Here is a 22,235-nt window from a genome sequence, read left to right on the forward strand (position 1 = left end):
ACAGGTACAATCAGAAGTGCGGACGTTCCATATTCCAGCGCAGCCTCTCACGAGCGCCCTGAATGCATTTGGACGGCAGGCGGGCGTTCAGGTTACGCTTGCAGCGTCCACCTCGCGCGGCCTTACCGCTCATGCCGTCGATGGGCAGTACACGACGCAGCAGGCCCTCTCGCAGCTTCTTCGGGGGACGGGGATCGTGTTTCGTATCACGAGCGATCGGACCGCAGTGATTGGTGAGCGCGCCTCGACCGGGAACGGTGCTGCGCCGGTAGAGAACGCGATCTCGCTCGACACGATCAATGTCCAGGGCGAAAATGGCTGGGGCCCGGTGAACGGACTTGTGGCGCAGAAAACGGTCACGGGTTCAAAAACCGATACCCCGGTCATTGAAGTGCCGCAGTCCATCTCCGTCGTAACGGCCGATCAGATTCGCCAGCAGGGCGCGCAGACAGTGAGCGAGGCGCTGCGCTATACGCCTGGCGTCGACAGCGAGGCTTTCGGCTACGACGCCAGGTTCAATCACCTCACCATCCGCGGGTTTCAGGTCGACAAATACCAGTATGTCGACGGCATGAAATTCCCGGCCGGCAATTATGCGATACCGCGTATCGAGCCTTACGGCCTGGAGAGGGTCGAAGTTCTGCGCGGTCCGACTTCGGGGCTGTATGGGCAGAACGTGCCGGGCGGGTTGATCAATCTCATCAGCAAACGCCCATCTGAAGAGACGATCCGGGAGGTGCAGATTGGCACGGGCTTTCCGGCTCAGGGCCAGGGCGCTTTCGATCTGAGCGGCGCTGCCAATGCCGAAAAGAGCGTGCTCTATCGCCTCGTCGGCGCGGGCAGCTTCGGTGACACGCAGGTCGATCACACAACAGATAAAAGAATGTTCTTCGCCCCTTCGGTTACTTTCAAACCGACGGAGGACACCAAGCTCACGATTCTGTCGCATGTTCAACGCGACAACGTGGAAGGCTGGAGCGGAACCTTCCTGCCGATGCAGGGCACGCTCCTGCCCAACCCGAACGGCAGGATTCCGACGAGCCGCTTTGTCGGCGAACCCGGCTATGACCATTACATGCGCGATCAGAATGCGATCGGGTATGAACTCGAGCATCGGTTCTCGGATACGCTGATTTTCCGGTCCAGCGCACGCTATGCCGACGTCAATGTCGATGCGCCCAACGTCTATCCGAGCGGCCTGGAAGCGGATCTCCGTACGCTTGATCGAGACACGCTGCGATTTCGCGACTATGTCCGCAACGCAACGACCGACAACAACATCACGACGAAGTTCGATCTCGGGCCGACATCGCACACCGTTCTCGCCGGTCTCGATTATCAATGGGTACGCGATCGCGACCGATTTGACGGCTCAGCCGGCCCGACGCCCCCGCTGGATATCTTTAATCCTGTCTATGGAGCGACGCTTCCCGGCGTAATACCGATGATCGACAACGACATCGAACAGCGGCAGCTCGGCATCTACCTGCAGGATCAAATCCGCCTCAGCAACTGGCTGTTGACGCTGGGCGGCCGGGAGGACTGGGCGCATGGGCGCATCACCAACATGATCGTTCCAAACTCCGCGTCGACCACAACGAACGACACGGCGTTCACCGGACGGGCGGGTCTTACCTATTTGTTCGAGAACGGCTTGGCGCCTTATATCAGTTACTCGACGTCATTCGAACCTACGGTCGGTGCGACCTATGAGGGTAACCTCTTCGTTCCGACAACGGGGCAGCAATATGAGGCCGGTGTCAAATATCAGCCCGCCGGCTCACGGATGCTGATCACGGCAGCGGGTTATCAGTTGACCCAGCAGAATGTGTTGACGGCCGACAACCGCCCCGCAGCGCCGCCTTTCAGCCAGATCCAGCAGGGAGAAATCCGCGTACGCGGCGCCGAACTGGAAGCGAAGGTGCAGGCCTGGAACGGTTGGGATCTGATCGGCTCGTACACATTCTCCGACGCGGTCGTGACCAGGAGCAATTCGGACGTTAACGGCGTGCCGATCCAGGGTCGATTCGTGACGAGCATTCCGCGCCACCAGACAGCGCTGTGGGCAAAATATACGTTCGACGCCGGGCCGCTTGCCGGCTTCGGCCTTGCTGCCGGCTTGCGGTATCGCAGCAGCGTCTACGCCGACGATCTCAATCAACTGACGGTTTCACCCGTCACGTTGCTGGATGCGAGCCTGAGCTACGACTTGGGCAAGGCCAATCCGCAATGGAGAGGCCTCACGCTCAATGTCAATGCGAGCAATCTGCTCGGGAAGGATTACGTGGCGAACTGCCAATATGGCGTCTGCTATTATGGCCTGTCGCGGACCGTCATAGCCCGGCTCACCTATCGATGGTGAGAAACACGATGCGGCTACCTCGCCTGGCGAAGCTCGGTCGGCGGACGAGGAGCGTGGATCGGGATCGCATGACGGCCAGTCGTCGCTGCCGTTGCGATCGGCCAGTGGACTGTCTGCGGTCGCCCTTTTGGTGAAGTCGTTCACGCTTTGCGGGTCAGCTTGTCGAGCGTAATGGGAAGATCGCGCACGCGCACACCTGTAGCGTGATGAACGGCGTTGGCGATCGCAGCCGGAACGCCGACGATACCGATCTCTCCAAGCCCCTTGACGCCCATCGGGTTGACGAGTTCGTCCTGCTCGTCGACAAAGATCACATCGATATCGTGAACGTCGGCATTCACCGGAACATGATACTCGGCGATGTTCGCATTCATCACGCGCCCGAAACGATGATCGATCAGAGTTTCCTCGTGCAACGCCATGCCCATGCCCCATACCACGCCGCCCATTATCTGACTGCGCGCGGTCTTCAGGTTGAGAATTCGCCCGGCGGCCACAGCACTGACGACGCGGGTGACGCGAATCACGCCGATTTCCTCATCGACCCTTACCTCGGCGAAGATCGCGGAGTGGGTATTGTGCGCGTGGGCATCGTCCTTGGCGAATGTCGTCTGCTCTTCGCGCTCGATCCGGTCGATGCCGGCCGATCGCATCACATCGGCAATCGCAACCGTATCCCGACTATCTGTTTTTAACGCGATCGCGCCGTCGGCAAGCACGACGTCGCCGCCGTGTCGCCCTTTGAGCGGCGAGCCGGGCAGGCGTTGCGCCAGCTTCAGAAGGTCGTCCCGGATCGCCTTGCAGGTGGTGACGATGCCGTTTGAGACCGACGCGGCCATCCACGATCCTCCCTCCACCGGCGCCTGCGGAAGCGCGGAATCGCCGAGCTTGATCGAAATCGCCTCCAGCGGAAGGCCCAGCATGTCGGCCGCCACCTGGGCCATGATGGTATAGGTTCCGGTGCCGATATCGGCTGTCGCGCATGACACCTCGGCGTGTCCGTTCGACGTCAGCGCGATACGGACGGTAATCGGCATCTGCAAGGCTTCCCACACGCCGGTCGCCATGCCCCAGCCGATCAATTCGCGGCCGTGGCGCATCGAACGCGGCGCAGGATTGCGCCGGCTCCAGCCGAAAGCCTCGGCGCCTTGCCGGTAGCACTCCCGCAGGTTCTTGCTGCTGAAGGGCAGGCCGCTGCTTTGGTCGCGATCGGAATAGCACTTCAGCCGCAGTTCGATCGGGTCCATCTTGAGCGCTTCCGCGAGTTCATCCATCGCCGCTTCCAGCGCATAGACTCCGGTCGCCGCGCTGGGCGCGCGCATATCGCAGCCGGTCGGAAGATCGAGACGGGCAAGTTTGTGGTCATATCTTGCCGTTTCGCTCTTGTAGAGAAGGCCCGACCAGGTCGTTTCGTTGCGGTGGAAGTCCTCATATTGTGACGTCGACGTCACCGCGTCGTGGCTGATTGCGTTCAGGCTGCCGTCGGCCTTTGCGCCGAGCTGAATGCGCTGGATCATCGCCGGCCGATAGCCGATCGCATACATCTGCTGGCGCGTCAGTACGAGGCGCACCGAGCGACTGATCGCGCGGGCGGCCAGCACAGCAAGCGCGACCTGAAACGGAGGCCGCAGGCCGGAGCCGAACGCGCCGCCGACATAAGGCGACATCACGCGGATATCTCCGGGGTCGCATTCGAACACGCCGCACAGGTAACCGTGGACGTTCTGGACCCCTTGCGTTTTGTCGTAGACGGTAATCCTTCCATCGTTCCATATGGCTGTCGACGCATACAACTCCATCGGATTGTGGTGCTCGATCGGAACGAAGTAATCGGCTTCATGGCGGACGTCCGACTCGGAGAAGGCTCGCGTGGCATCGCCGCGCGGCTTCGCGGGAGCCTTGAGCGCCACCGCATTATTGCGTTGACGCGTGATGTCGGTGACATGCGGCTCCTCGTCATATACGACATGGACGAGAGAGGCTGCGTAGCTTGCCGTCTCGGGATCCTCCGCCAGAACCATCGCGAGGGGCTGGCCACTGAACTTGATGTGGTCGTCGTAGAGCGGCCGGAACGGCGAACCGTTCCTTGGCGCAACCTGATCCTTGTATGCCTTGTCGTTGTCCGCCATGAGCGGACGGTTCTGGTGCGAGAGCACGGTGATGACGCCCTGGACTTTCAATGCCGCGGTCACATCAAGCTGTTTGAGACGGCCTCGTGCGATCGGCGACGTCACCAGGCTGGCATAAGCAAGATCCGGCGCTCCGAATTCGGCTGCATAGCGCGCCGCGCCGGTGACCTTGTCGCGCCCGTCGACCCGGGATGTCGCCTTGCCGATATAGCTGGTCATGGATGCCCTCGCTTGTCCCGGCGTCTCGGTAGCCGCCGCATGAGAAGCTGCGGTTCCGACCGTGCCGAAAGCGGCCGCGCCTTTGAGCAGCGTGCGGCGATCGATTCCTGCCGAAACGGATGTGCTTCGTTGCAGGCCAGGAATGTCATCGGCGCTCACGCGATCCTCTTGTCCGACTGCGATTGCGGCGTGCCTTGCGCCGCCTGATCCAGCGCACGGATCATGGTGCGCCGGGCGAGGTCGATCTTGAAATCGTTGTGGCCGAATCCTCTCGCATCACGCAGGACAATGTCCGCGGCCTTGGCGAACGTGGTTCTGTCGGCGGACTGACCGACCAAGGCCGCTTCGGCCTCCGGATCACGCCAGGGCTTGGGAGCGACGCCGCCGAGCGCCAGCCTGGCTTCGCGAATGATGCCGCCTTCGATTTCGAGCGCGACCGCAACGGCGACCAACGCGAAGGCATAGGACAGGCGGTCGCGAATCTTGAGATAGGTATGATGCGTGCGGAAGCTGCGCTCAGGAAGCGCGATGGTCGTGACGATCTCATTGGCTCCGAGATTGGTATCGCGCTCGGGCGTATCGCCGGGCAGGCGGTGAAAGTCCGCCATGGCAATGGCGCGCTCGCCTTCGGGGCCGACAACGTGAACGGTGGCGTCGAGCGCCGCAAGCGCTACGCACATGTCGGACGGATGCGTGGCGATGCAGGCGTCGCTGGTGCCGAGGATCGCGTTGATCCGGTTGATCCCGCCAAGAGCCGCGCAACCGGCTCCCGGCTTGCGCTTGTTGCATGGTGTGGCAACGTCATAGAAATAAAGGCAGCGCGTGCGCTGGAGCAGGTTGCCGCCGGTGGAAGCCATATTGCGGAGTTGCGTTGACGCTCCGGCAAGGATGGCGCTCGACAATAGCGGATAACGTTCTTTGACTTGCGGGTGCCATGCAAGGTCCGAGTTTGGCACCAGCGCGCCGATATGAAGTCCTCCGTCGGGCGTTTTTTTTATGGTGCGCAACGGCAGGCGGGAAATATCGATCAGGCGTGCGGGACGCTCAACTTCATACTTCATCAGGTCGACGAGATTGGTGCCGCCGGCAATGAACCTGGCTGATCGGTCGGCGGCGGATTGCCGGATGGCATCGGCGACATCCTGCGCCCGCGAATACTGAAAGCTGTTCATGTCGCCTTCATCGCCTCCTCAATTGCGGCCACGATGTTGGGATAGGCCCCGCAGCGGCAGATGTTACCGCTCATCGCCTCGCGTATCTCGTCGCGCGTTTTGGCTTTGCCGTTACTGATGAGGCCGACCGCCGAGCAAATCTGTCCCGGCGTGCAATAGCCGCATTGAAAGGCATCGTGATCGATGAAGGCCTGCTGCACTGGATGGAGCGTGCCGTCCCGGGCAAGACCTTCCACGGTGGTGACGTCGGTGCCGTCCTGCATCGCCGCGAGCGCGAGGCACGAATTGATCGGCCGTCCGTCGAGCAGAACCGTGCATGCGCCGCACTGACCGTGATCGCAGCCTTTCTTGGTCCCCATCAAGCCGAGACGCTCACGCAAGGCGTCCAGCAGCGTTGTCCAGGGCGCGATCTCAAATTCCCTCCTGACGCCATTCACCGTCAAGGCGATGGAAATTTGCTGCCTGGGCGAGGGCTGAGATGAAGGGAGGGCCATTGCCGCTGGAACATTTGAGTCTGCCATAGGCTTTCTCCGCAGATAACGTTCAATTCGATGAAGTCCGAGACGTTCCGTCGGTCGCGGCGGCGCCTGGCGCGAAGTGGACCGGATATTCGCACCTTTCGCTCAAGCAATGAAAGCCGGATGCAGACCGGTCAGGGTCCCGGACCGGCGAAGCTCTTAAGGTCTTCAGTGATAGGCATCCTTTTTCTCCTTGAGGGAATCCGGCGGATAACCCGTCAGCGGACGAAGGAGCCTCTCCAGAACCGCCCCGAGTGCGAACCCGGCGAGGACGTCCGACGCCCAGTGCGCGAGGATTGCAACTCGAGCCAGAGAAAGACTTACCGCGATCGCTCGAATCGCCCGCCGTTGGCCGGGAGGCAAAACGCCGGCCGCGGACGCCAATGCGCCCATATGGAGTGCGTGGCCCGAGGGAAAAGCGTCGTCGCGCTTGCCCGAGAACGAAATTCCGTGGACATGGCCCAGGACTGTTTTTCGATCGGGACGAGTCTGATCAAAAATCAGTTTCATGGCGTGCGGCAACAATGAGGAGGCCAATGCGACCAGCAGCGCATGGTCGCCGGCTCGCCGAACCTGTTCTCCACCGCCTCGGGAAGCAACCCATCCGATCGACGCTAGAACCAGCAGGACCTTCTCGTCGGCTCCCCACGCCAGCGCTCTGGCAATCTCCTCCGGAACGGGAGAGGTATGGCGGGCGATCGTTTGCGCGATCTCGACATCCGCTTTTGCAGGCCTTACGCGCACAGGAAAGCGAGGGCTTTGTTTTAAGCCGGCAATTTTGACCAGGGACCGACGTATGCTCATGTTTTTATGATCTCAGCGCGTCGCGCCTTTCTCCTAACGTCATCCGCTCGCGTGGGTTCATTTTTGCCATCCGTCTTAGCGGGAGACATGTGGCAACCAGACTGAATAGCGGAGGAACTCCAACTCGGCGGCGTTGTTGGCTCAGCCAGCAAAGGGAGTTTGGCTATGACAACAAATCCACGTTCCACGGCGCAAGTAGCTGGCCATCCGATCCATCCGATGGTGATAGGGTTTCCCATCGTCTGTTTTGTTCTGACCTTCGTCTCCGATCTCGCCTTTTACGCCACGGCAAATGAGTTCTGGGCGACAGCCTCACTGTGGCTGCTCGGCGTCGGTCTCATTACGGCGGTGATCGCCGGGCTGACGGGCCTTGTCGATGTCTTCGGCGACGGGCGCGTGAGCAACCTGTCGGATACACGGGTTCACGCAATCGGGAATGTCGTCGCAGTACTGATCGCGCTTTATAACTGGTATTCTCGTTACGAGCACGGCAGCGCGGCGGTTGTTCCGACCGGCGTGGTGTTTTCGGGCCTGGTGGTGCTGATCCTGGTGTTCACGGCCTGGAAGGGCGGCGAAATGGTTTTCCGCCATCGGGTCGGTGTTGCTGATTAAAGGTAGTGGATTCAAAAGGCTGCCGCCGGGACAATGGGAGCGACAAACAGGGCGCTTGGCACCGGCTTTTTCTGCATATGGAACAACCTTGCAGTGGTCGGCGCCGAACCTCTCATGAAAATGCAATCCTTTTATGTGAAAAGTGAATGAGTTGGCGTCGATGCAGAAGAGACGATTCCGTTTCAGGCGCGTTGGTAGGTGAGAGAGGAGAGGGAGAAAGACACATGGCTTATGCTCTATTTTATGACGATCAGCGCATCGGTGCAGCCGCGTCGACCGAGCTCGATGCCTGGAGACGAGCACTGCGGTCCGGCCTCATCACGGATATTCCGGTGGCGGACGAACGGGGCGGGCATGCGCTGCCGCGCGGCCTTCACGTGGAGCAGGTGGCCGAAGATTCTGGCACTCCGGTCAGAATGGAGGTTTCCGACGGAACCTCTTAAGTGGAAGGACATCCAGTTCTGAAGATTGGAGCGCCGACGGCTTCTTTCAATCCTTGGACAGGCCGAGATTGCTTGTCGGATGACTTGTCTCGCAACGAACCTGGAGGACGCGGCTCGCGCCTCCGTGAATGGTCGATGGCCCCGTTACCGTAATTGGGCGCTACTCCGGCGCTTGCTCGCGGCCAAAGCAAACAGTCGATCTTTGTGCTTCTGACAACATTCGGCCAGCTTCCAATTCTGCGTGATAGGCTCGGCCTCCCAGGAACGAACCCCGAGGCCGCACGTTTGTAGCCATCATCGGACAGTTCCATGCTCGATCGCCGCACCTTTCTCGCTGCCTCCGCGTTCTGGCTTGCCAGTTCGACAGCCATGACGCAGGCGTCCGAGATCCGCGAGCATATGCCGTGGTCGCCGTTTCCGTCCTCGGAGCCTCAGGTCGAGCGTCCCGGTCCCTGGAAATTCTTCACGGCGAACGAAGCCCGCGCCATGGAAGCGGTTGTCGATCGCATGATTCCGCCTGATCCCGAAACAGCAGGCGGCAAGGATGCCGGCTGTGCCGTCTTTATCGATCGTCAGCTCAAGGGTCCCTATGGCTCTTCGTCGGGGCTCTACAAGCTCGGCCCCTTCGTCAAAGGCACCAAGGAGCAGGGATCGCAGTCGCCTGTCACGCCCGCGGAACTCTATCGCAAGGGGCTCGCGAACCTCGATCGGGTCTGCAAGGCCGACAACGGCGGCAAGAGTTTTGCCGATCTTTCGGCCGACGAGCAGGACCGCGTGCTCAAGGAAATTGAATCCGGCAATATCAAGTTCGAGGGCGTCGATGCGCAGGGCTTCTTCGACGCATTGCTGAAAGACGTGCCTGAGGGATTTTTCTCCGACCCTATCCATGGCGGCAACCGCGACATGGCGGGGTGGAAGATGATCGGCTTCCCCGGCATCCGGTACGACTACCGCGACTGGATCGGCCGCCACAACGAACGTTATCCGTATCCTCCCGTCAGCATCATGGGGCGTGCTGACTGGACACCTCACAAGGCATAAGTCATGTCCCGCAAATTGCCGGCCAAGGATGTCGTCATTGTCGGCCTTGGATGGACCGGATCGATCATGGCTCACGAGCTGTCCGACGCCGGACTCGATGTGACCGCAATTGAGCGCGGGCCGTGGCGCAATACGGCGACAGACTATCCACCGGGCTATGTGGCGGACGAGTTGCGATACCGCATCCGCCATGAACTGTTCCTTCGGCCCGAGCAAACCACCTTCACTTTCCGCAACAGGATGAATCAGACGGCACTGCCGATCAGGTCATGGGGAGCTTTTATGCCGCCCAACGGGGTTGGCGGCGGCGGCGTTCACTGGAACGCTGAAACGTGGCGCTTTCTGCCGTCGGATTTCGTGGCGCGTACGCATCTGACCGAACGCTATGGCGCGGACTTCCTGCCAGAGGACATGACGATCCAGGACTGGGGTGTCACTTATGACGACCTCGAACCACACTACGACAGGTTCGAATATCTCTGCGGAACCTCGGGGCAGGCCGGCAATGTCAACGGACAGATCATCGAGGGTGGCAATCCCTTCGAGGGGGCGCGTTCGCGGCACTATCCCAATCCGCCGCAACAGCAGCCCTTTGGCGCAACGCTGTTCGCCAAGGCTGCCCGTGAACTCGGCTACAAGCCGTTTCCCCAGCCGTCGGGCAACATGTCGCAAGCCTATCGTAATCCGCTCGGCGTTCGGTTGGGGCCTTGCACCTATTGCGGCTTCTGCGAGTGGTTCGGTTGCGGCAACTATTCCAAGGCCACGCCACAGACGACGATCCTGCCGGTGCTGCTGCGGAAGCAGAACTTCTCGCTGCGCGACAACAGCGAAGTGACGCGCATCAACCTCGATGCGTCGGGCAAGCGCGCGACCGGCGTGACCTTCGTGGATACCAATGGCGTCGAATGGGAGCAGCCCGCCGATCTGGTGATTCTGGCCGCCTACACGATCTTCAACGTGCAATTGCTGCTGTTATCGGGAATCGGCGAGCCCTACGACCCGATCGCCGATACCGGAACGGTCGGCCGTAATTTCACGCACCAGACCATTTCGGACGTCACGAGCTTCTTCGATCCGGCCAAATTTGTCTTCAATCCCTTTATCGCGTCCGGCGCGATCGGCATGTGCATCGACGAGTTCAATGGCGACAACTTCGATCATGGACCGCACGGCTTTGTCGGCGGCGGCTACATGGGGCAGGTTCAGACCAACGGCCGGCCGATCGAGACCACGCCGGTCCCGCCGGGCACGCCCGCATGGGGCGCGGAATGGAAAAAGGCGGTAAAGGAAAACTATCAGAGCGCGCTGAAGCCGGGTACCGGCGTGCACGGCAGCATGTACAGCTATCGCGACGTCTACGTTGATCTCGATCCGACCTACAAGGATCGCTTCGGCCGTCCGCTCGCGCGCATGACCATCGATTTCCACGACAACGAACTCAGGCAAAACAAATTCCTGACCGACAAGTTCGCCGAGATTTTCGAGGCGATGGGCGCGAAGCAGATCAAGAAGGAATACCGCAAGGGCCCCTACGACATCACGAAGTACCAGACCACGCACCTTTGCGGCGGCGCGATCATGGGCACCGTTCCTGGCAACAGTACGCTCAACCGCTATCTGCAAAGCTGGGATGTGCCGAACCTGTTCGTCACCGGCGCCAGTGCGTTTCCGCAGAATCCGGGATACAATCCGACGGGAACGGTGGCTGCGCTCGCTTATTGGGCAGCGCAGGCGATCCGCAGCAAGTATCTGAAAAACCCGGGCCGGTTGATCGATGCGTAGTGCCGTCGCCATAACCGCAGCGATGCTGTGCGTCTGCGCCAGCCCTTCCCGTAGCGCCAGCTCGCAGGATTTCGCCGCAGTCGAGCGCGGTCGTTATCTGACAACGGCCGCCGATTGTGGAAGCTGTCATACGACGCCCGGCAGCGCTCATCCCTTCGCTGGCGGACGTCCCATCGAAACACCGTTCGGGGTTCTCGCGGCGCCCAACGTCACCCCCGACCCCGAAACGGGCATCGGCGCCTGGACCGACGACGAGTTCGACGCCGCTGTGCGGCACGGACGCAGCCGGAACGGCGCGCGTCTCTATCCGGCCATGCCGTTTCCGTACTACACGCGGATGTCGCGCCAGGACGTGGCCGATATCCGCGCCTACCTCGACACCGTCGAGCCCGTGCATAACGCGGTGACCGTCAATCGTCTTCCGTTTCCCCTCAACCTTCGTTCCTCCATGATCGCGTGGGACGCGCTGTACTTTACGCCGGGCGAGTTCCGGCCCGACGCCTCGAAGTCGAAGGAGTGGAATCGTGGCGCCTATCTGGTTCAGGGGCCCGGGCATTGCGGCGCGTGCCATACTCCGAAGACCGTACTTGGCAGTGATGAAGCGTCCCGGACGCTGCATGGCTCCGCCCTGCAAGGCTGGACCGCGCCGGATATTACGGGCAAGCAGGGATCGCTGCGCGACTGGTCGGTCGATGATATCGCTGCCTATCTCAAGACCGGCCACAACAAGAATGCGGCCGCGGCCGGATTGATGGGCGAGGTGGTCGGACGTTCGACCTCGCATCTGACCGATAGTGACGTGAAAGCCATCGCCGTCTATCTGAAGGATCTTTCCGGGTCGGCACCGGGAAAGACCGCATCGCCCGACAAGGATGTCATCAACGCAGGGGCTGCGATCTATCAGGATCTTTGCTCGGCCTGCCATCGCGGGGATGGCAAAGGCGTGCCGCAGATGTTTCCGAACCTGACGGAAGTCGCGACCGTCTCTGCGGCGAAGCCGGACACCGTGTTGCGGGTGATCATCCAGGGAGCGGAGAGCGTTTCGACGGACAAGGAGCCGACCGGTCCCGCCATGCCGGCCTTCGGCTGGCAGCTTGACGACGCCCAGATTGCTGCGGTCGCGACCTATGTCCGGAGTCATTTCGGCAAGCAAGACTCTGCCGTCAGCGCGGTGGATGTGGGCAAGGCGCGTTCCGCGCTGGCCGCGCGGGTCAATTGAAGTTGACCTGGATCAGGTGCGGGTGAGGAAATCCATCATTCCGAGCCACAGCAGAATGCCCAGCCAGAACACTCCGGCGCCGGCGAAGACGTAGGTGCGTGCGCCGCGGTGCCGCAGTTCCATGAACACCGCGGCGACGATGGTGGCTTTGGTCGCGGCGATGGTGAGCGCGATGATGCTGTTGAAGTTGCCGAGCGGCACATAGGCCAACGTCACTGTCAGCGTAAGCAGCGCCAGCAGCGCCAGCCAGGCGCCGAGCAATGCTGGAGGCGGACGCCAGTGCATCAGGCCGTCCTTCCCGGCAGGTAGATCAGGGCGAAAAGAAATATCCAGACCACGTCGACGAAGTGCCAGTAAAGCGCCACGCTGTGCAGGGCGGCGCGGTGCCGCGCAGTCGGCGCGCGCAAACTCAGTGGAGCGAGAACCGCCAGCAGACCAATGCCGACCAGCATATGCAGGGCGTGGATCGCGGTGGCGACGAAATAGAAGATGAAAAACAGCATTGCGCCGTTGGCGAATTTGTCAGCAAATCTGAAATCAACTCCCGGCACCAGATGCTCGCGGTACTCATTCGCATATTCGAAGCCCTTGAGGATGATAAACAGGGAACCCAGCAAGATAGCGCCGGACAGAAGCGTGACGCAGGTTTTCCGCGTCTCCTCGGCAAACGCATCCACTGCGCAGGCCACCAGAAAGCTCGATGTGAGGAGGATGGCGGTGTTCGCCGTTCCGATCGCGATGCCGGTATGTCGGCTCGCGGCAGCGAAAGCTTCGGGATAGGCGTGACGATAAACGCAATAGCCCAGAATGAGGCCGCCGAACAGCAGCACCTCGGTCGCGATGAAGACCCACATGCCGAGTTCGGCCGTCTCGTCGCGATGACGCGCGGAGACAAATTGCGGAGCGAAAGCACCGTCGTCAGGCATTTTGCGGCTCCGCGTGGAAATTCGGCGTGTATTGGTAGGGCGGCCGCGTCACAACCGGCTGCGAGGCGAAGTTGAATTCCGGCGGCGGCGAGGACGTTTGCCATTCCAGACCGGGCGCATCCCACGGATTGGCAGGGGCGCGGGCTCCAAAGAACAGCGAGTAAGCGAGATAGAACAGCGGCAGCAGGTAACCGAACGCCAGAATGCTGGCGCCGCCAGAGGAAAGCACGTTCCAGAGCTGAAACTCCGGCGGATAGACGTGATAGCGCCGCGGCATTCCCTCGGCGCCGAGAATGAACTGCGGAAAGAACGTCAGGTTGAAGCCGAAGAAAATCAGCACGGCTGCGACCCGCGCCCAGGGCTCGGAATAAAGCCTGCCGGTGATCTTCGGCCACCAGTAGTGCAGCCCGCCGAAATAGGCCGTCACCATGCCGCCGACCATGATGTAATGGAAATGTGCGACAACGAAATAGGTGTCCGTCGCATGCACGTCATAAGCAAGGCAGGCGAGGAACAGGCCGGTGAGACCGCCGATGGTGAAGAGGCCGATGAATGCAAGCGCGTAAAGCATCGGAGCATCGAAACGGATCGAGCCTTTGTGCAGCGTCGCCGTCCAGTTGAAGACCTTGATGGCCGATGGCACTGCGACAATGAAGCTCATGAAGGAGAATACAAGACTTGCCAGCAGCGACTGGCCGCTGACGAACATGTGATGACCCCAAACAAGGAAGCCGACCGCGGCGATCGCAAGGCTCGCCCAGGCAACGAACCTGTAGCCGAACACGGCCTTGCGGGAGAAGCATGATATCAATTCGTTGATCACGCCCATGCCCGGCAGGATCATGATGTAGACGGCCGGGTGCGAATAGAACCAGAACAGGTGCTGGAACAGCAGGGGATCGCCGCCGATTCTCGGATCGAAGATGCCGACGCCAAGCACGCGCTCGACCACGATCAGGACAAGCGTCATCGCCAGCACGGGCGTCGCCAGAACGAGAATGACGGACGTCGCATAGAGCGACCATATGAACAGAGGCAGACGGTACCAGGTCAGTCCCGGCGCTCGCAGGCGATGAATGGTGACGATAAAATTCAGCCCGGTGAGGATCGAGGAGAATCCTGAAATAAAGACACCGGTCACGGCCACTGCGACGTAACTGTTGGAATAAAGCGTCGAGAACGGCGTGTAGAATGTCCAGCCGGTATCGATGCCGCCGGCGGCGATGGCAATCAGCGTCACACCGCCGCCCAGCATGAACAGATACCAGCTCAGCAGGTTGAGGCGCGGGAAAGCAAGATCGCGAGCGCCGATCATCAGCGGAACGATGAAGTTGCCAAGTGTGTTCGGTATCGACGGGATCAGGAAGAACCACACCATGATGACGCCATGCATGGTGAACAGGCGATTGTACATGTCGGAGCTGACGAGGTCTGCCTGGGGAGTCGCGAGTTCGATACGGATCGCGGTCGCGGCAAGGCCGCCTATGAAGAAAAAGAAGATCAGGCTCGCGAAATAAAGAATGGCGATGCGCTTGTGGTCGGTGGTGAAAAACCAGGAACGCAACGTATAGCCGGCATTGAGATAGTTCTCTTCGTTCATGGGCGTCGTCCGCCAAGCGATTTGATGTAGAGGATTAGCCGGAGCAACTGTTCTTCATTCACCTTGCCTTCGAACGAGGGCATCAGCGGCTCGTAGCCGGCCGCGATCTGGCTGCGCGGCAGCAGGATGGAGTCGCGGATATACTTGTCATCGGCCGTCACCGTGCTGCCGTCGCTCAGCGGGACCGGACGTCCGTAAAGGCCGTCGAGGGACGGTGCATGGATCTTGCTGCCGGCCCCATGACAGCCGCTGCATCCCAGCTCACGAAACAGCGTGCCGCCTTCCTGTGCCAGCGAATTGACGGGCGTTTGCGCCGCGAGCCATGCCGCATAGTCCGGTGCCTCCATTGCGACGATCTCGCCCGTCATGCCGGAATGTTCGGTGCCGCAGTATTCCGCGCAAAACAGATGGTAGTGTCCCGCTTTGTCTATTTCGATCTCGAGGTCCTGATAGCGCCCCGGCACAACGTCGTGCTTGAGCCGGATCGCCGGAACGAAGAAGCTATGGATGACATCCTGCGACGCCATCACCAACCGGACCGGCTGGCCAACCGGAATATGCAGCGCGTTGATCTCGGACTGGCCGCCGCTGTGCTGGACTTTCCACATCCACTGCTTGGCCACCACGAACACCGACAGTTGATCCGTCGGTACCCGGTAGATCTGAAAGTAGATTTCGGCTCCCCACACGAACAGCAAAAGAAATCCAACCAGCGAAGCCGCTGTCCAGCTTACTTCCCAATGCCAGCTCTTGGTAATCCGATGGTCGCGATCGACATCGTTCGTCGCGCGATAGCGCACGCAGAAGAGGGTCAGAAGAAAAAACAGCAGGACGAGTACAAGCGAACTTGCGACCAACAGGCCGGTGAACAGCAGATCGACGTCGCTGCCATGAGGCGAAACGCCGGGATGCCAGAAGGGGATCCATTCGCGCCACATTGCGAGGGCCCGATCAGCGCCAGTGCGTCCGAATGACCATCATTGTGATGGCCATCCAGGCAATCCTTTGTGAAGCAGCACTTGCACGGCCCGCGCGACGGGAATCCGGACCCGTCCATGTTCCCGGTCCGACCATCCGTAAGTGTCGGTGAGCCGCCTTTCGCTTCGGTGGAATCGATCCAGGCTCTCGCGCGGCACGATGTCGAGACGCGGCGTGCCGGCGCTTAGTGTGGGCGGCGCGGCTGGGTTTTTGTGCTTCATCGATTGAGGGAAGACAAACGGCATCAAAAGCGGCGTCAGAATAATGAACGCCGCGAGCCCGCCGGCGGTCCAGGCGATCCCGACGCTTGCGATGTCGGTTCGCTCGTAATCGAAGTCTGTCTGCTCTGTCATCGCCTGACCCTCGGCGATTCGATAATTCGCCCGATGCTTGCCGGTTCCTGAGAAGGAACGATTTCAGCGCCGGAGGATTAGACGACGTACATTCTCCAGGCGGGTCAGCCCGAATGACCCAGATCTTTTCTCCTGCCGCCGACACATGGCTGCGACTGTTCCTGCTGGCGGGGCTCGCGTTGACGGCGGGCGGCTTGGTCATGGTCGTCGGCGTGGCGCGGTCGGACTACGTCACGTCGTCGAATTTCCGGCCATCGCAGCCCGTTCCGTTCAGTCATCGGCATCATGCGGGCGAACTCGGTATCGACTGCCGTTACTGCCACTCAAGCGTCGAGGACGGTCCTCATGCCGGCTTGCCGCCGACCGCAACCTGCATGACCTGCCATTCCCAGATCTGGACAAATGCCAGCATGCTCGCGCCGGTTCGGGACAGCCTTGCAGAGAACAAGCCGCTCAGCTGGACGCGGGTGGCAAAGCTGCCAGATTACGTGTTTTTCCGCCACGACGTCCATATCGCAAAGGGCGTGGGATGCGAGACCTGCCACGGTCGTATCGACGAGATGGCGCTGACTTATCGCGCCAAGGCATTCACCATGCAGTTCTGCCTCGATTGCCATCGCGATCCGGCGCCGAACTTGCGCCCTGCCAATGCCATCACCGCGATGGGCTGGAAGCCCCAGGGCGATGTGCGTGCCGCTGGCGAAGCCATTGCCGCGCACGAGCATATTCGCGTTGGTGAATTGACCCATTGTTACGTGTGTCACCGATGAATCGCCGCTCGTCAAAGCAGGAGGGCAACAGCTCGAGCCCGACGCGGCTCTGGTCGGGCATCGAGGAGTTGTCCGGCGATCCGTCGTTCGAAAGCTGGGTGAATGCCGAATTCCCATCTGCAATGGAGCTGCCTCCGGCGGCGCGGCGGCAGTTCCTCAAGCTGATGGGCGCCTCCTTTGCGCTCGCGGGTTTGACGGCCTGCGAAAAGAGTCCATTCGTGGCGGCGCTTCCGTACGTCGATCAGCCCGTCGATGACGTGCCGGGAGTCCCGCGCTATTACGCCTCCGCCGTGACGCTAGAGGGTTATGCCCAGCCGGTGATCGCCACGACCTATGCCGGGCGGCCGACAAAACTCGACGGCAATCCGGATCATCCGGTTACGCAGGGCCGTAGCGACATCTTCATGCAGGCGGCGATTCTCGGCCTTTACGATCCCGACCGCGCGCAAGCGCCGACGCGGCGAAGCGAGCCGGTCACGTGGAAAGACGTTGCCGCACATTTTCACGAGCAGCGCGCGAACTGGTCGGAAAGCCAGGGCAAGGGAGTGCGCCTTTTGATGGAGCCAACGACGTCGCCGACCCTGCTTCGACAGGTCGACGCGTTGCTCACGCAGTTTCCGCTGGTTCGTGTCCATACATTTGAAGCTGTCGGTCGCACTGTCCGCCGTGGCCTGACACAAGCCGCCTACGGCCGGGCGCTCGACGTTCACTATGCTCTCGACAAGTGCGACGTCATCGTCAGTCTCGATGACGATTTTCTCGGGCCCGGTCCCGATCAGGTGCGGAACGCGCGCGCCTGGTCGGCTGCACGAAGGCGGCATGCGAACCGGCCGGGCGTCCGGCTTCTTGTTGCCGAACCTGTACCGTCTGCAACCGGTGCTGTGGCCGCCGAGCGTCTTGCCGCTGACGTTGCGCGGATGTCGATCCTCGCTGAAGCCTTGGCCGCGCAGATGGGCGTCGGCGGCGCGTCGATGCGGGAGGTCAGCGATCGCGAGCGTCGCTGGATAGAGGCTGCTGCTGCTGCATTAAAGGTATCCGCAGGACGCAACGTCGTTGCCTGCGGCGGATGCTGCAGCGGCATCGCTGCGTTGTGGGTGGCGCGGCTCAACGAGGCTTTGAAGAATCCGGGCCAGACGTTGAGCTTCACCGATCCCATCGGGGGGCCTACCTCTGCGGAAACGATGTCCGGCCTGATCGCTGACATGCGAGCGGGGCAGGTCGATACGCTGATCGTTGTCGATGCCAATCCGGTTTATGCGACGCCGGTCTCGCTCGGCTTTGTCGATGCCCTCGCGAAGGTTCCGTCAAGCGTGCACGTCGGTCTCCAGCGCGACGAGACCGGCTATCATTGTGAATGGCAGCTCCCACTGACGCATATGCTGGAAAGCTGGAGCGACGCCCGTGCCGTCGATGGTACTGCGACCATCATCCAGCCGACCATCGCACCGTTCTACGACGTCCGGAGCGTTCATGAGATTTTTGCGATGCTGCTCGGCGAGATCGATCCGTCGCCGGATGGTACGGTGCGCGAGACCTGGCGCGCCGTGTTTGGCGACCAGTTCAACGCGCGGTGGTCGCAAGCTCTGCATGACGGCTTTATTCCGGGTGCCGCGCCGTTTGTGACTGAGGTGGCGCCGCGTCAGGATCTGCCGTCGCCGATGGATATCAAGACCAGGGCAGACGATTTCGACGTCGTCTTCCATCCTGACCCGACCATCTGGGACGGCCGCTTCGCCAATGTGGGATGGCTGCAGGAATTGCCGAAACCGCTCACCACTTTGACATGGGGCAATGTCATCAGCATCGGCCCGTCCCTGGCCCGATGCCTCAATCTGTCCAATGGAGATGGCGTCGAGATCGCCATCGGCGATCGGCACATCCAGGGACCGGTCTGGGTGATGCCGGGACAGGCCGCGAATACGGTTGCTCTGTCGCTCGGCTACGGCAGGACACGCTCGGGCCGCGTCGGCGACAATCTCGGCTACAATGCGTTCGAGGTGATGCCCGCCGACGGCGCCCGGACTGCGAAGGGCAGCCTCCGCAAGACCGGGAAGCGCGAAACCCTCGCGGTCACGCAGTTGCATCATCGCATGGAAGGATTTGATTTCGTCCGCGAAGTGAGCCCCTCCCGTCCGGCGCTACCGAAGCCTGAACAGCAGGCGAGCCTGTATCCGCCATGGCCCTCGGCAAGGAATGCGTGGGGCATGGTGATCGATCTCGACTCCTGCATTGGGTGCAACGCTTGCGTCGCCGCCTGTACGGCCGAAAACAACGTACCGGTTGTCGGCAAGGAGCAGGTCGAGGCCGGCCGCGAAATGCACTGGCTGCGGATCGCTCGCTACTACACGGGCGATGTTAAGACGCCGCGCAGCTTCTTCCAGCCTGTGCCGTGTATGCATTGCGAGCAGGCGCCTTGCGAAATGGGTTGTCCGGTCCATGCCACGACCCATAGTCCCGAAGGCGTCAACCAGATGGTCTACAACCGCTGCATCGGGACGCGGACCTGCTCCAGTTTCTGCCCCTACAAGGTACGGCGCTTCAATTTCTACGACTACCGCGCGCCCGAGGATTCGCCGCTGCATGCTGCCGACAATCCTGACGTGACCGTGCGCGCGCGCGGCGTGATGGAGAAATGCACCTACTGCACGCAGCGGATCGAGGCCGCTCATGCCGCAGCCGACAAGGAGAATCGAGCGATCCGTGAGGGCGAGGTGGTGACCGCCTGCCAGAGTGCCTGTCCTACCCGAGCGATTACATTCGGCGACATCAACGATCCGCAGTCGGAGGTGTCCCGTCTCAGGCGCGACGGACGGCATTACGCATTGTTGGAAGAGCAGGGGACGCGGCCGCGCACCACCTATCTCGCTCGCTGGCGCGATAGCGAGGAGGATCAGGGATGACTGATCGCTCCGCCGACATCCTGCCGTTGCGGCAAAGCATGGGCGGCATCGCCGATCAGTTGACCGGCATTCCGCTACGCTTCCCGGCGCGTCGCCGCTGGTGGATCGCGATGCTGATCGCATTGGCGCTGTTGCTGCTGCTGATCGTCTCGACAATCGAACTGTTCACGCGCGGCGTCGGAATCTGGGGCATCAACATCCCGGTCAACTGGGCTTTTGCGATCCACAATTATGTCTGGTGGCTCGGCATCGGCCATGCCGGCACGCTGATCTCGGCGTTGCTGCTTCTGACAGGCAGCGAGTGGCGCAATTCGCTCAACCGGTTTGCGGAGACAATGACGTTATTCGCGGTGCTTTGCGCCGGTATCTATCCGGTGCTGCATCTTGGCCGGCCCTGGTATCTCTACTGGATGTTTCCTTATCCGGCGACGATGGGCGTTTGGCCGCAGTTTCGCAGCCCGCTGGAGTGGGACATCTGGGCCGTTCTGACTTATCTCACAGTCTCCCTGGCGTTCTGGTACACCGGTCTCATTCCCGATCTCGCATCCGCGCGTGATCGCACCACCCGCCGCGGATGGAAAATCTTCTTCGGCATCACCGCGCTCGGCTGGCGAGGATCGGCTGCACATTGGCAGCGCTGGTCGCAAGCCTATCGGCTCACGGCGGGGCTCGCGGTGCCGCTGGTCGTGTCGGTTCACAGCGAAGTCTCGCTGCTGTTTGCGGCGGGCCAGATCCCCGGTTGGCACTCGACGATTTTTCCGCCGTATTTTGTACTCGGCGCCGCCTTCTCCGGCTTTGCTATGGTGTCGATCATTGCGATTTCGCTGCGGTCCTGGTTCGGGCTTAAAAACCTCGTGACCGACCAGCACCTCGATCTGCTCGGCATGGTGCTGCTGGCGACGGGACTCATGACCGCCTACGGCTACGTGTTCGAAGTGTTCGATGCGTTTTATTCCGGCGAGCCGCATGAGATGCAAACGCTGCTCGATCGCGCCGCCGGGGCTTATGCCTGGACTTATTGGGGCGCGGTGATTCTCAATTTTGTCCCGCTGCAGGCGCTGTGGTCGCGCCGCGTACGCCGCACGGGCTGGGCCATGATGCTGATTTCGATCGCGGTCGTGATCGGCATGTGGCTTGAACGCTACATGATTCTTGTCACCAGCCTGTATCGCGATTTCCTGGTTTCCTCCTGGAGCCACTTCACGCCGACGTTCTGGGATTGGTCGACATGGCTCGGCACCATCGGCCTGTTTCTGGTGCCCTTCCTGCTGGCTATCCGCTTCATTCCGATGATTTCGATATTCGAAACCGAGGAGCTGTTGCACGAGGAAGAGGAGAAGGCGCATGGCTGATCGCCCGTTCGGCCTGCTGGCCGAATTCGACAGCCCGGAAGCCTTGCTGAAGGCGGCGCGCAAGACGCGTGAAGCCGGCTATCGCGCGCTCGACGCGTTTACGCCGTTTCCGGTCGAAGGGCTGGCAAGAACCCTGCGGCTGCCGCGACCGAAGATTTCCTGGGTGGGGCTTTTCGGCGGTTTCGCGGGGAGCGCGTTTGCTTTGCTGATGCAGAGCTACGTCAGTTACGACTTTCCCCTCAACGTCGGCGGGCGCCCCGTCTATGCGCTGTCAGCATTTGCGGTGGTCACATTCGAGCTCACGATTCTGTTTTCGGCGTTGTCGATGATCGTCGCCCTGCTGTGGCAGAACGGATTGCCGAGGTTGAACTTTCCGCTGTTCGCGGCGAGACGCTTTCATCTTGCCAGCAAGGACCGGTTCTTTCTTTGCGTCGAAAGCCGTGACGCCGCATTCGACGAGCAGGGGACGGCGTCGTTTCTGAAGGGACTGGGCGCGATCTCGGTGGAGCTCGTGCCGTCATGAGAACTCTTGTGCTGTTGCTCGCGGCGCTCGCCCTTGCCGGCTGTGACCAGAACATGGAAATTCAACCCAAATACGGCGAATACGCGAAGGCGCCGCTGTTTCGCTCGAGCAGCGCGCGCAATCCGCCGGCGGGTGCGATGGCGCGCGACGCGCTGGCAAGGCAGCAAGAGGCGACGCAAAGACCGCCCCTGACGGCCGGCCTGCTCGACCGCGGCCGTCAGCGTTTTGCGATATTTTGCTCGCCTTGTCACGGCGCGGGCGGTGATGGCAATGGCATCATCGTGCAGCGAGGCATGCCGCACCCGACGAGTTATCATGATCCGCGGCTCGTCGCGGCTGACGACCAGCATTTCTTCGACGTGATCAGCGATGGCTACGGTGCGATGTATTCTTATGCCTCGCGGGTCCCGCCGCGCGATCGTTGGGCCATCGTCGCCTATATCCGCGCGCTGCAATTGAGCCGCCGCGCTTCGCTTGACGATGTGCCGCCCGGTCAGCGCGCCAGGCTGGAGGCGATGCCGTGAGGGCGGGC

Annotated in this window: 20 protein-coding genes; 11 read left to right on the plus strand and 9 right to left on the minus strand. The window is 61.3% G+C overall.

Features of this window, described 5'->3' with window-relative positions:
- The first annotated feature begins 16 nt into the window (after window positions 1-16).
- Complete coding sequence (locus ACS3WA_RS03060) at window positions 17-2,362, plus strand: TonB-dependent siderophore receptor (protein WP_438277094.1); 2,346 nt, start codon at window positions 17-19, stop codon at window positions 2,360-2,362.
- A gap of 140 nt (window positions 2,363-2,502) precedes the next feature.
- Here the strand turns inward: ACS3WA_RS03060 and ACS3WA_RS03065 are convergent, their stop codons facing one another.
- The 4 genes from ACS3WA_RS03065 to ACS3WA_RS03080 form a co-directional block, all read right to left on the minus strand.
- The gene (locus ACS3WA_RS03065) at window positions 2,503-4,710 is read right to left on the minus strand and encodes a xanthine dehydrogenase family protein molybdopterin-binding subunit (RefSeq protein ID WP_438277095.1); all 2,208 of its coding nucleotides are present in this window, start codon (window positions 4,708-4,710) and stop codon (window positions 2,503-2,505) included.
- A 155-nt stretch (window positions 4,711-4,865) separates the two neighbouring features.
- Window positions 4,866-5,882, minus strand: coding sequence for an FAD binding domain-containing protein (locus tag ACS3WA_RS03070; protein WP_438277096.1), 1,017 nt, complete (start codon window positions 5,880-5,882; stop codon window positions 4,866-4,868).
- Window positions 5,879-6,376 carry a (2Fe-2S)-binding protein gene (locus ACS3WA_RS03075; protein ID WP_438277097.1) on the minus strand — a complete coding sequence of 166 codons (498 nt, stop codon included), beginning with the start codon at window positions 6,374-6,376 and terminating at the stop codon, window positions 5,879-5,881. The genes ACS3WA_RS03070 and ACS3WA_RS03075 overlap by 4 nt, the downstream gene beginning before the upstream one ends.
- A gap of 192 nt (window positions 6,377-6,568) precedes the next feature.
- Window positions 6,569-7,204, minus strand: a complete 636-nt coding sequence (locus ACS3WA_RS03080) for a phosphatase PAP2 family protein (RefSeq protein ID WP_438277098.1) — start codon at window positions 7,202-7,204, stop codon at window positions 6,569-6,571.
- A gap of 165 nt (window positions 7,205-7,369) precedes the next feature.
- Between ACS3WA_RS03080 and ACS3WA_RS03085 the strand changes: the two genes are divergently transcribed.
- From ACS3WA_RS03085 to ACS3WA_RS03105, 5 genes are all read left to right on the plus strand, one after another.
- Window positions 7,370-7,816 (plus strand): DUF2231 domain-containing protein, encoded by a 447-nt coding sequence (locus tag ACS3WA_RS03085; protein WP_438277099.1) that lies wholly within the window; start codon window positions 7,370-7,372, stop codon window positions 7,814-7,816.
- A gap of 224 nt (window positions 7,817-8,040) precedes the next feature.
- The gene (locus tag ACS3WA_RS03090) at window positions 8,041-8,259 is read left to right on the plus strand and encodes a hypothetical protein (protein ID WP_438277100.1); all 219 of its coding nucleotides are present in this window, start codon (window positions 8,041-8,043) and stop codon (window positions 8,257-8,259) included.
- A gap of 309 nt (window positions 8,260-8,568) precedes the next feature.
- Window positions 8,569-9,300: a gluconate 2-dehydrogenase subunit 3 family protein gene (locus ACS3WA_RS03095; protein WP_438277101.1), complete on the plus strand. Its 732-nt coding sequence runs from the start codon at window positions 8,569-8,571 to the stop codon at window positions 9,298-9,300.
- Window positions 9,301-9,303: 3 nt separating this feature from the next.
- Window positions 9,304-11,082 carry a GMC family oxidoreductase gene (locus ACS3WA_RS03100; protein WP_438277102.1) on the plus strand — a complete coding sequence of 593 codons (1,779 nt, stop codon included), beginning with the start codon at window positions 9,304-9,306 and terminating at the stop codon, window positions 11,080-11,082.
- Entirely contained in the window at window positions 11,075-12,301 is a 1,227-nt protein-coding gene (locus ACS3WA_RS03105; protein WP_438277103.1) for a c-type cytochrome, read from the plus strand. The genes ACS3WA_RS03100 and ACS3WA_RS03105 overlap by 8 nt, the downstream gene beginning before the upstream one ends.
- Before the next feature lie 12 nt (window positions 12,302-12,313).
- Here ACS3WA_RS03105 and ACS3WA_RS03110 read toward each other — a convergent pair whose 3' ends face one another.
- The 5 genes from ACS3WA_RS03110 to ACS3WA_RS03130 are packed head-to-tail and all read right to left on the minus strand — an operon-like array spanning window position 12,314 to window position 16,158.
- The gene (locus ACS3WA_RS03110) at window positions 12,314-12,586 is read right to left on the minus strand and encodes a cytochrome C oxidase subunit IV family protein (protein WP_438277104.1); all 273 of its coding nucleotides are present in this window, start codon (window positions 12,584-12,586) and stop codon (window positions 12,314-12,316) included.
- Window positions 12,586-13,227, minus strand: a complete 642-nt coding sequence (locus tag ACS3WA_RS03115; RefSeq protein WP_438277105.1) for a cytochrome c oxidase subunit 3 — start codon at window positions 13,225-13,227, stop codon at window positions 12,586-12,588. The genes ACS3WA_RS03110 and ACS3WA_RS03115 overlap by 1 nt, the downstream gene beginning before the upstream one ends.
- The gene (gene ctaD / locus ACS3WA_RS03120; protein WP_438277106.1) at window positions 13,220-14,827 is read right to left on the minus strand and encodes a cytochrome c oxidase subunit I; all 1,608 of its coding nucleotides are present in this window, start codon (window positions 14,825-14,827) and stop codon (window positions 13,220-13,222) included. The genes ACS3WA_RS03115 and ctaD overlap by 8 nt, the downstream gene beginning before the upstream one ends.
- On the minus strand, window positions 14,824-15,765 hold the full coding sequence (gene coxB / locus ACS3WA_RS03125; protein ID WP_438277107.1) for a cytochrome c oxidase subunit II: 942 nt from the start codon (window positions 15,763-15,765) through the stop codon (window positions 14,824-14,826). Before coxB ends, ctaD begins: the two co-directional genes overlap by 4 nt.
- Window positions 15,766-15,804: 39 nt before the next feature.
- On the minus strand, window positions 15,805-16,158 hold the full coding sequence (locus ACS3WA_RS03130) for a hypothetical protein (protein ID WP_438277108.1): 354 nt from the start codon (window positions 16,156-16,158) through the stop codon (window positions 15,805-15,807).
- Between the two features lie 113 nt (window positions 16,159-16,271).
- Between ACS3WA_RS03130 and ACS3WA_RS03135 the strand changes: the two genes are divergently transcribed.
- Genes ACS3WA_RS03135 through ACS3WA_RS03155 form a run of 5 tightly spaced genes read left to right on the plus strand, consistent with a single transcriptional unit; the run spans window position 16,272 to window position 22,227 of the window.
- Window positions 16,272-16,928 (plus strand): cytochrome c3 family protein, encoded by a 657-nt coding sequence (locus ACS3WA_RS03135; protein WP_438277109.1) that lies wholly within the window; start codon window positions 16,272-16,274, stop codon window positions 16,926-16,928.
- Window positions 16,925-19,828, plus strand: coding sequence for a TAT-variant-translocated molybdopterin oxidoreductase (locus ACS3WA_RS03140; protein WP_438277110.1), 2,904 nt, complete (start codon window positions 16,925-16,927; stop codon window positions 19,826-19,828). The genes ACS3WA_RS03135 and ACS3WA_RS03140 overlap by 4 nt, the downstream gene beginning before the upstream one ends.
- On the plus strand, window positions 19,825-21,180 hold the full coding sequence (gene nrfD / locus ACS3WA_RS03145; protein WP_438277111.1) for an NrfD/PsrC family molybdoenzyme membrane anchor subunit: 1,356 nt from the start codon (window positions 19,825-19,827) through the stop codon (window positions 21,178-21,180). Before ACS3WA_RS03140 ends, nrfD begins: the two co-directional genes overlap by 4 nt.
- Window positions 21,173-21,703: a DUF3341 domain-containing protein gene (locus ACS3WA_RS03150; RefSeq protein ID WP_438277112.1), complete on the plus strand. Its 531-nt coding sequence runs from the start codon at window positions 21,173-21,175 to the stop codon at window positions 21,701-21,703. Before nrfD ends, ACS3WA_RS03150 begins: the two co-directional genes overlap by 8 nt.
- Window positions 21,700-22,227 carry a c-type cytochrome gene (locus ACS3WA_RS03155; protein ID WP_438277113.1) on the plus strand — a complete coding sequence of 176 codons (528 nt, stop codon included), beginning with the start codon at window positions 21,700-21,702 and terminating at the stop codon, window positions 22,225-22,227. Before ACS3WA_RS03150 ends, ACS3WA_RS03155 begins: the two co-directional genes overlap by 4 nt.
- Window positions 22,228-22,235 lie beyond the last annotated feature (8 nt).

The sequence above is a fragment of the Nitrobacter sp. genome (assembly GCF_051535235.1).
Classification (GTDB): Bacteria; Pseudomonadota; Alphaproteobacteria; order Rhizobiales; family Xanthobacteraceae; genus Nitrobacter.

Bases quoted from the DNA above. Each gene is read 5' to 3' on its own strand.
- ACS3WA_RS03065 (WP_438277095.1), bottom strand. From the start codon at position 4,710: ATGACCAGCTATATCGGCAAGGCGACATCCCGGGTCGACGGGCGCGAC.
- ACS3WA_RS03070 (WP_438277096.1), bottom strand. From the start codon at position 5,882: ATGAACAGCTTTCAGTATTCGCGGGCGCAGGATGTCGCCGATGCCATC.
- ACS3WA_RS03075 (WP_438277097.1), bottom strand. From the start codon at position 6,376: ATGGCCCTCCCTTCATCTCAGCCCTCGCCCAGGCAGCAAATTTCCATC.
- ACS3WA_RS03080 (WP_438277098.1), bottom strand. From the start codon at position 7,204: ATGAGCATACGTCGGTCCCTGGTCAAAATTGCCGGCTTAAAACAAAGC.
- ACS3WA_RS03085 (WP_438277099.1), top strand. From the start codon at position 7,370: ATGACAACAAATCCACGTTCCACGGCGCAAGTAGCTGGCCATCCGATC.
- ACS3WA_RS03090 (WP_438277100.1), top strand. From the start codon at position 8,041: ATGGCTTATGCTCTATTTTATGACGATCAGCGCATCGGTGCAGCCGCG.
- ACS3WA_RS03095 (WP_438277101.1), top strand. From the start codon at position 8,569: ATGCTCGATCGCCGCACCTTTCTCGCTGCCTCCGCGTTCTGGCTTGCC.
- ACS3WA_RS03100 (WP_438277102.1), top strand. From the start codon at position 9,304: ATGTCCCGCAAATTGCCGGCCAAGGATGTCGTCATTGTCGGCCTTGGA.
- ACS3WA_RS03105 (WP_438277103.1), top strand. From the start codon at position 11,075: ATGCGTAGTGCCGTCGCCATAACCGCAGCGATGCTGTGCGTCTGCGCC.
- ACS3WA_RS03110 (WP_438277104.1), bottom strand. From the start codon at position 12,586: ATGCACTGGCGTCCGCCTCCAGCATTGCTCGGCGCCTGGCTGGCGCTG.
- ACS3WA_RS03115 (WP_438277105.1), bottom strand. From the start codon at position 13,227: ATGCCTGACGACGGTGCTTTCGCTCCGCAATTTGTCTCCGCGCGTCAT.
- ctaD (WP_438277106.1), bottom strand. From the start codon at position 14,827: ATGAACGAAGAGAACTATCTCAATGCCGGCTATACGTTGCGTTCCTGG.
- coxB (WP_438277107.1), bottom strand. From the start codon at position 15,765: ATGTGGCGCGAATGGATCCCCTTCTGGCATCCCGGCGTTTCGCCTCAT.
- ACS3WA_RS03130 (WP_438277108.1), bottom strand. From the start codon at position 16,158: ATGACAGAGCAGACAGACTTCGATTACGAGCGAACCGACATCGCAAGC.
- ACS3WA_RS03135 (WP_438277109.1), top strand. From the start codon at position 16,272: ATGACCCAGATCTTTTCTCCTGCCGCCGACACATGGCTGCGACTGTTC.
- ACS3WA_RS03140 (WP_438277110.1), top strand. From the start codon at position 16,925: ATGAATCGCCGCTCGTCAAAGCAGGAGGGCAACAGCTCGAGCCCGACG.
- nrfD (WP_438277111.1), top strand. From the start codon at position 19,825: ATGACTGATCGCTCCGCCGACATCCTGCCGTTGCGGCAAAGCATGGGC.
- ACS3WA_RS03150 (WP_438277112.1), top strand. From the start codon at position 21,173: ATGGCTGATCGCCCGTTCGGCCTGCTGGCCGAATTCGACAGCCCGGAA.
- ACS3WA_RS03155 (WP_438277113.1), top strand. From the start codon at position 21,700: ATGAGAACTCTTGTGCTGTTGCTCGCGGCGCTCGCCCTTGCCGGCTGT.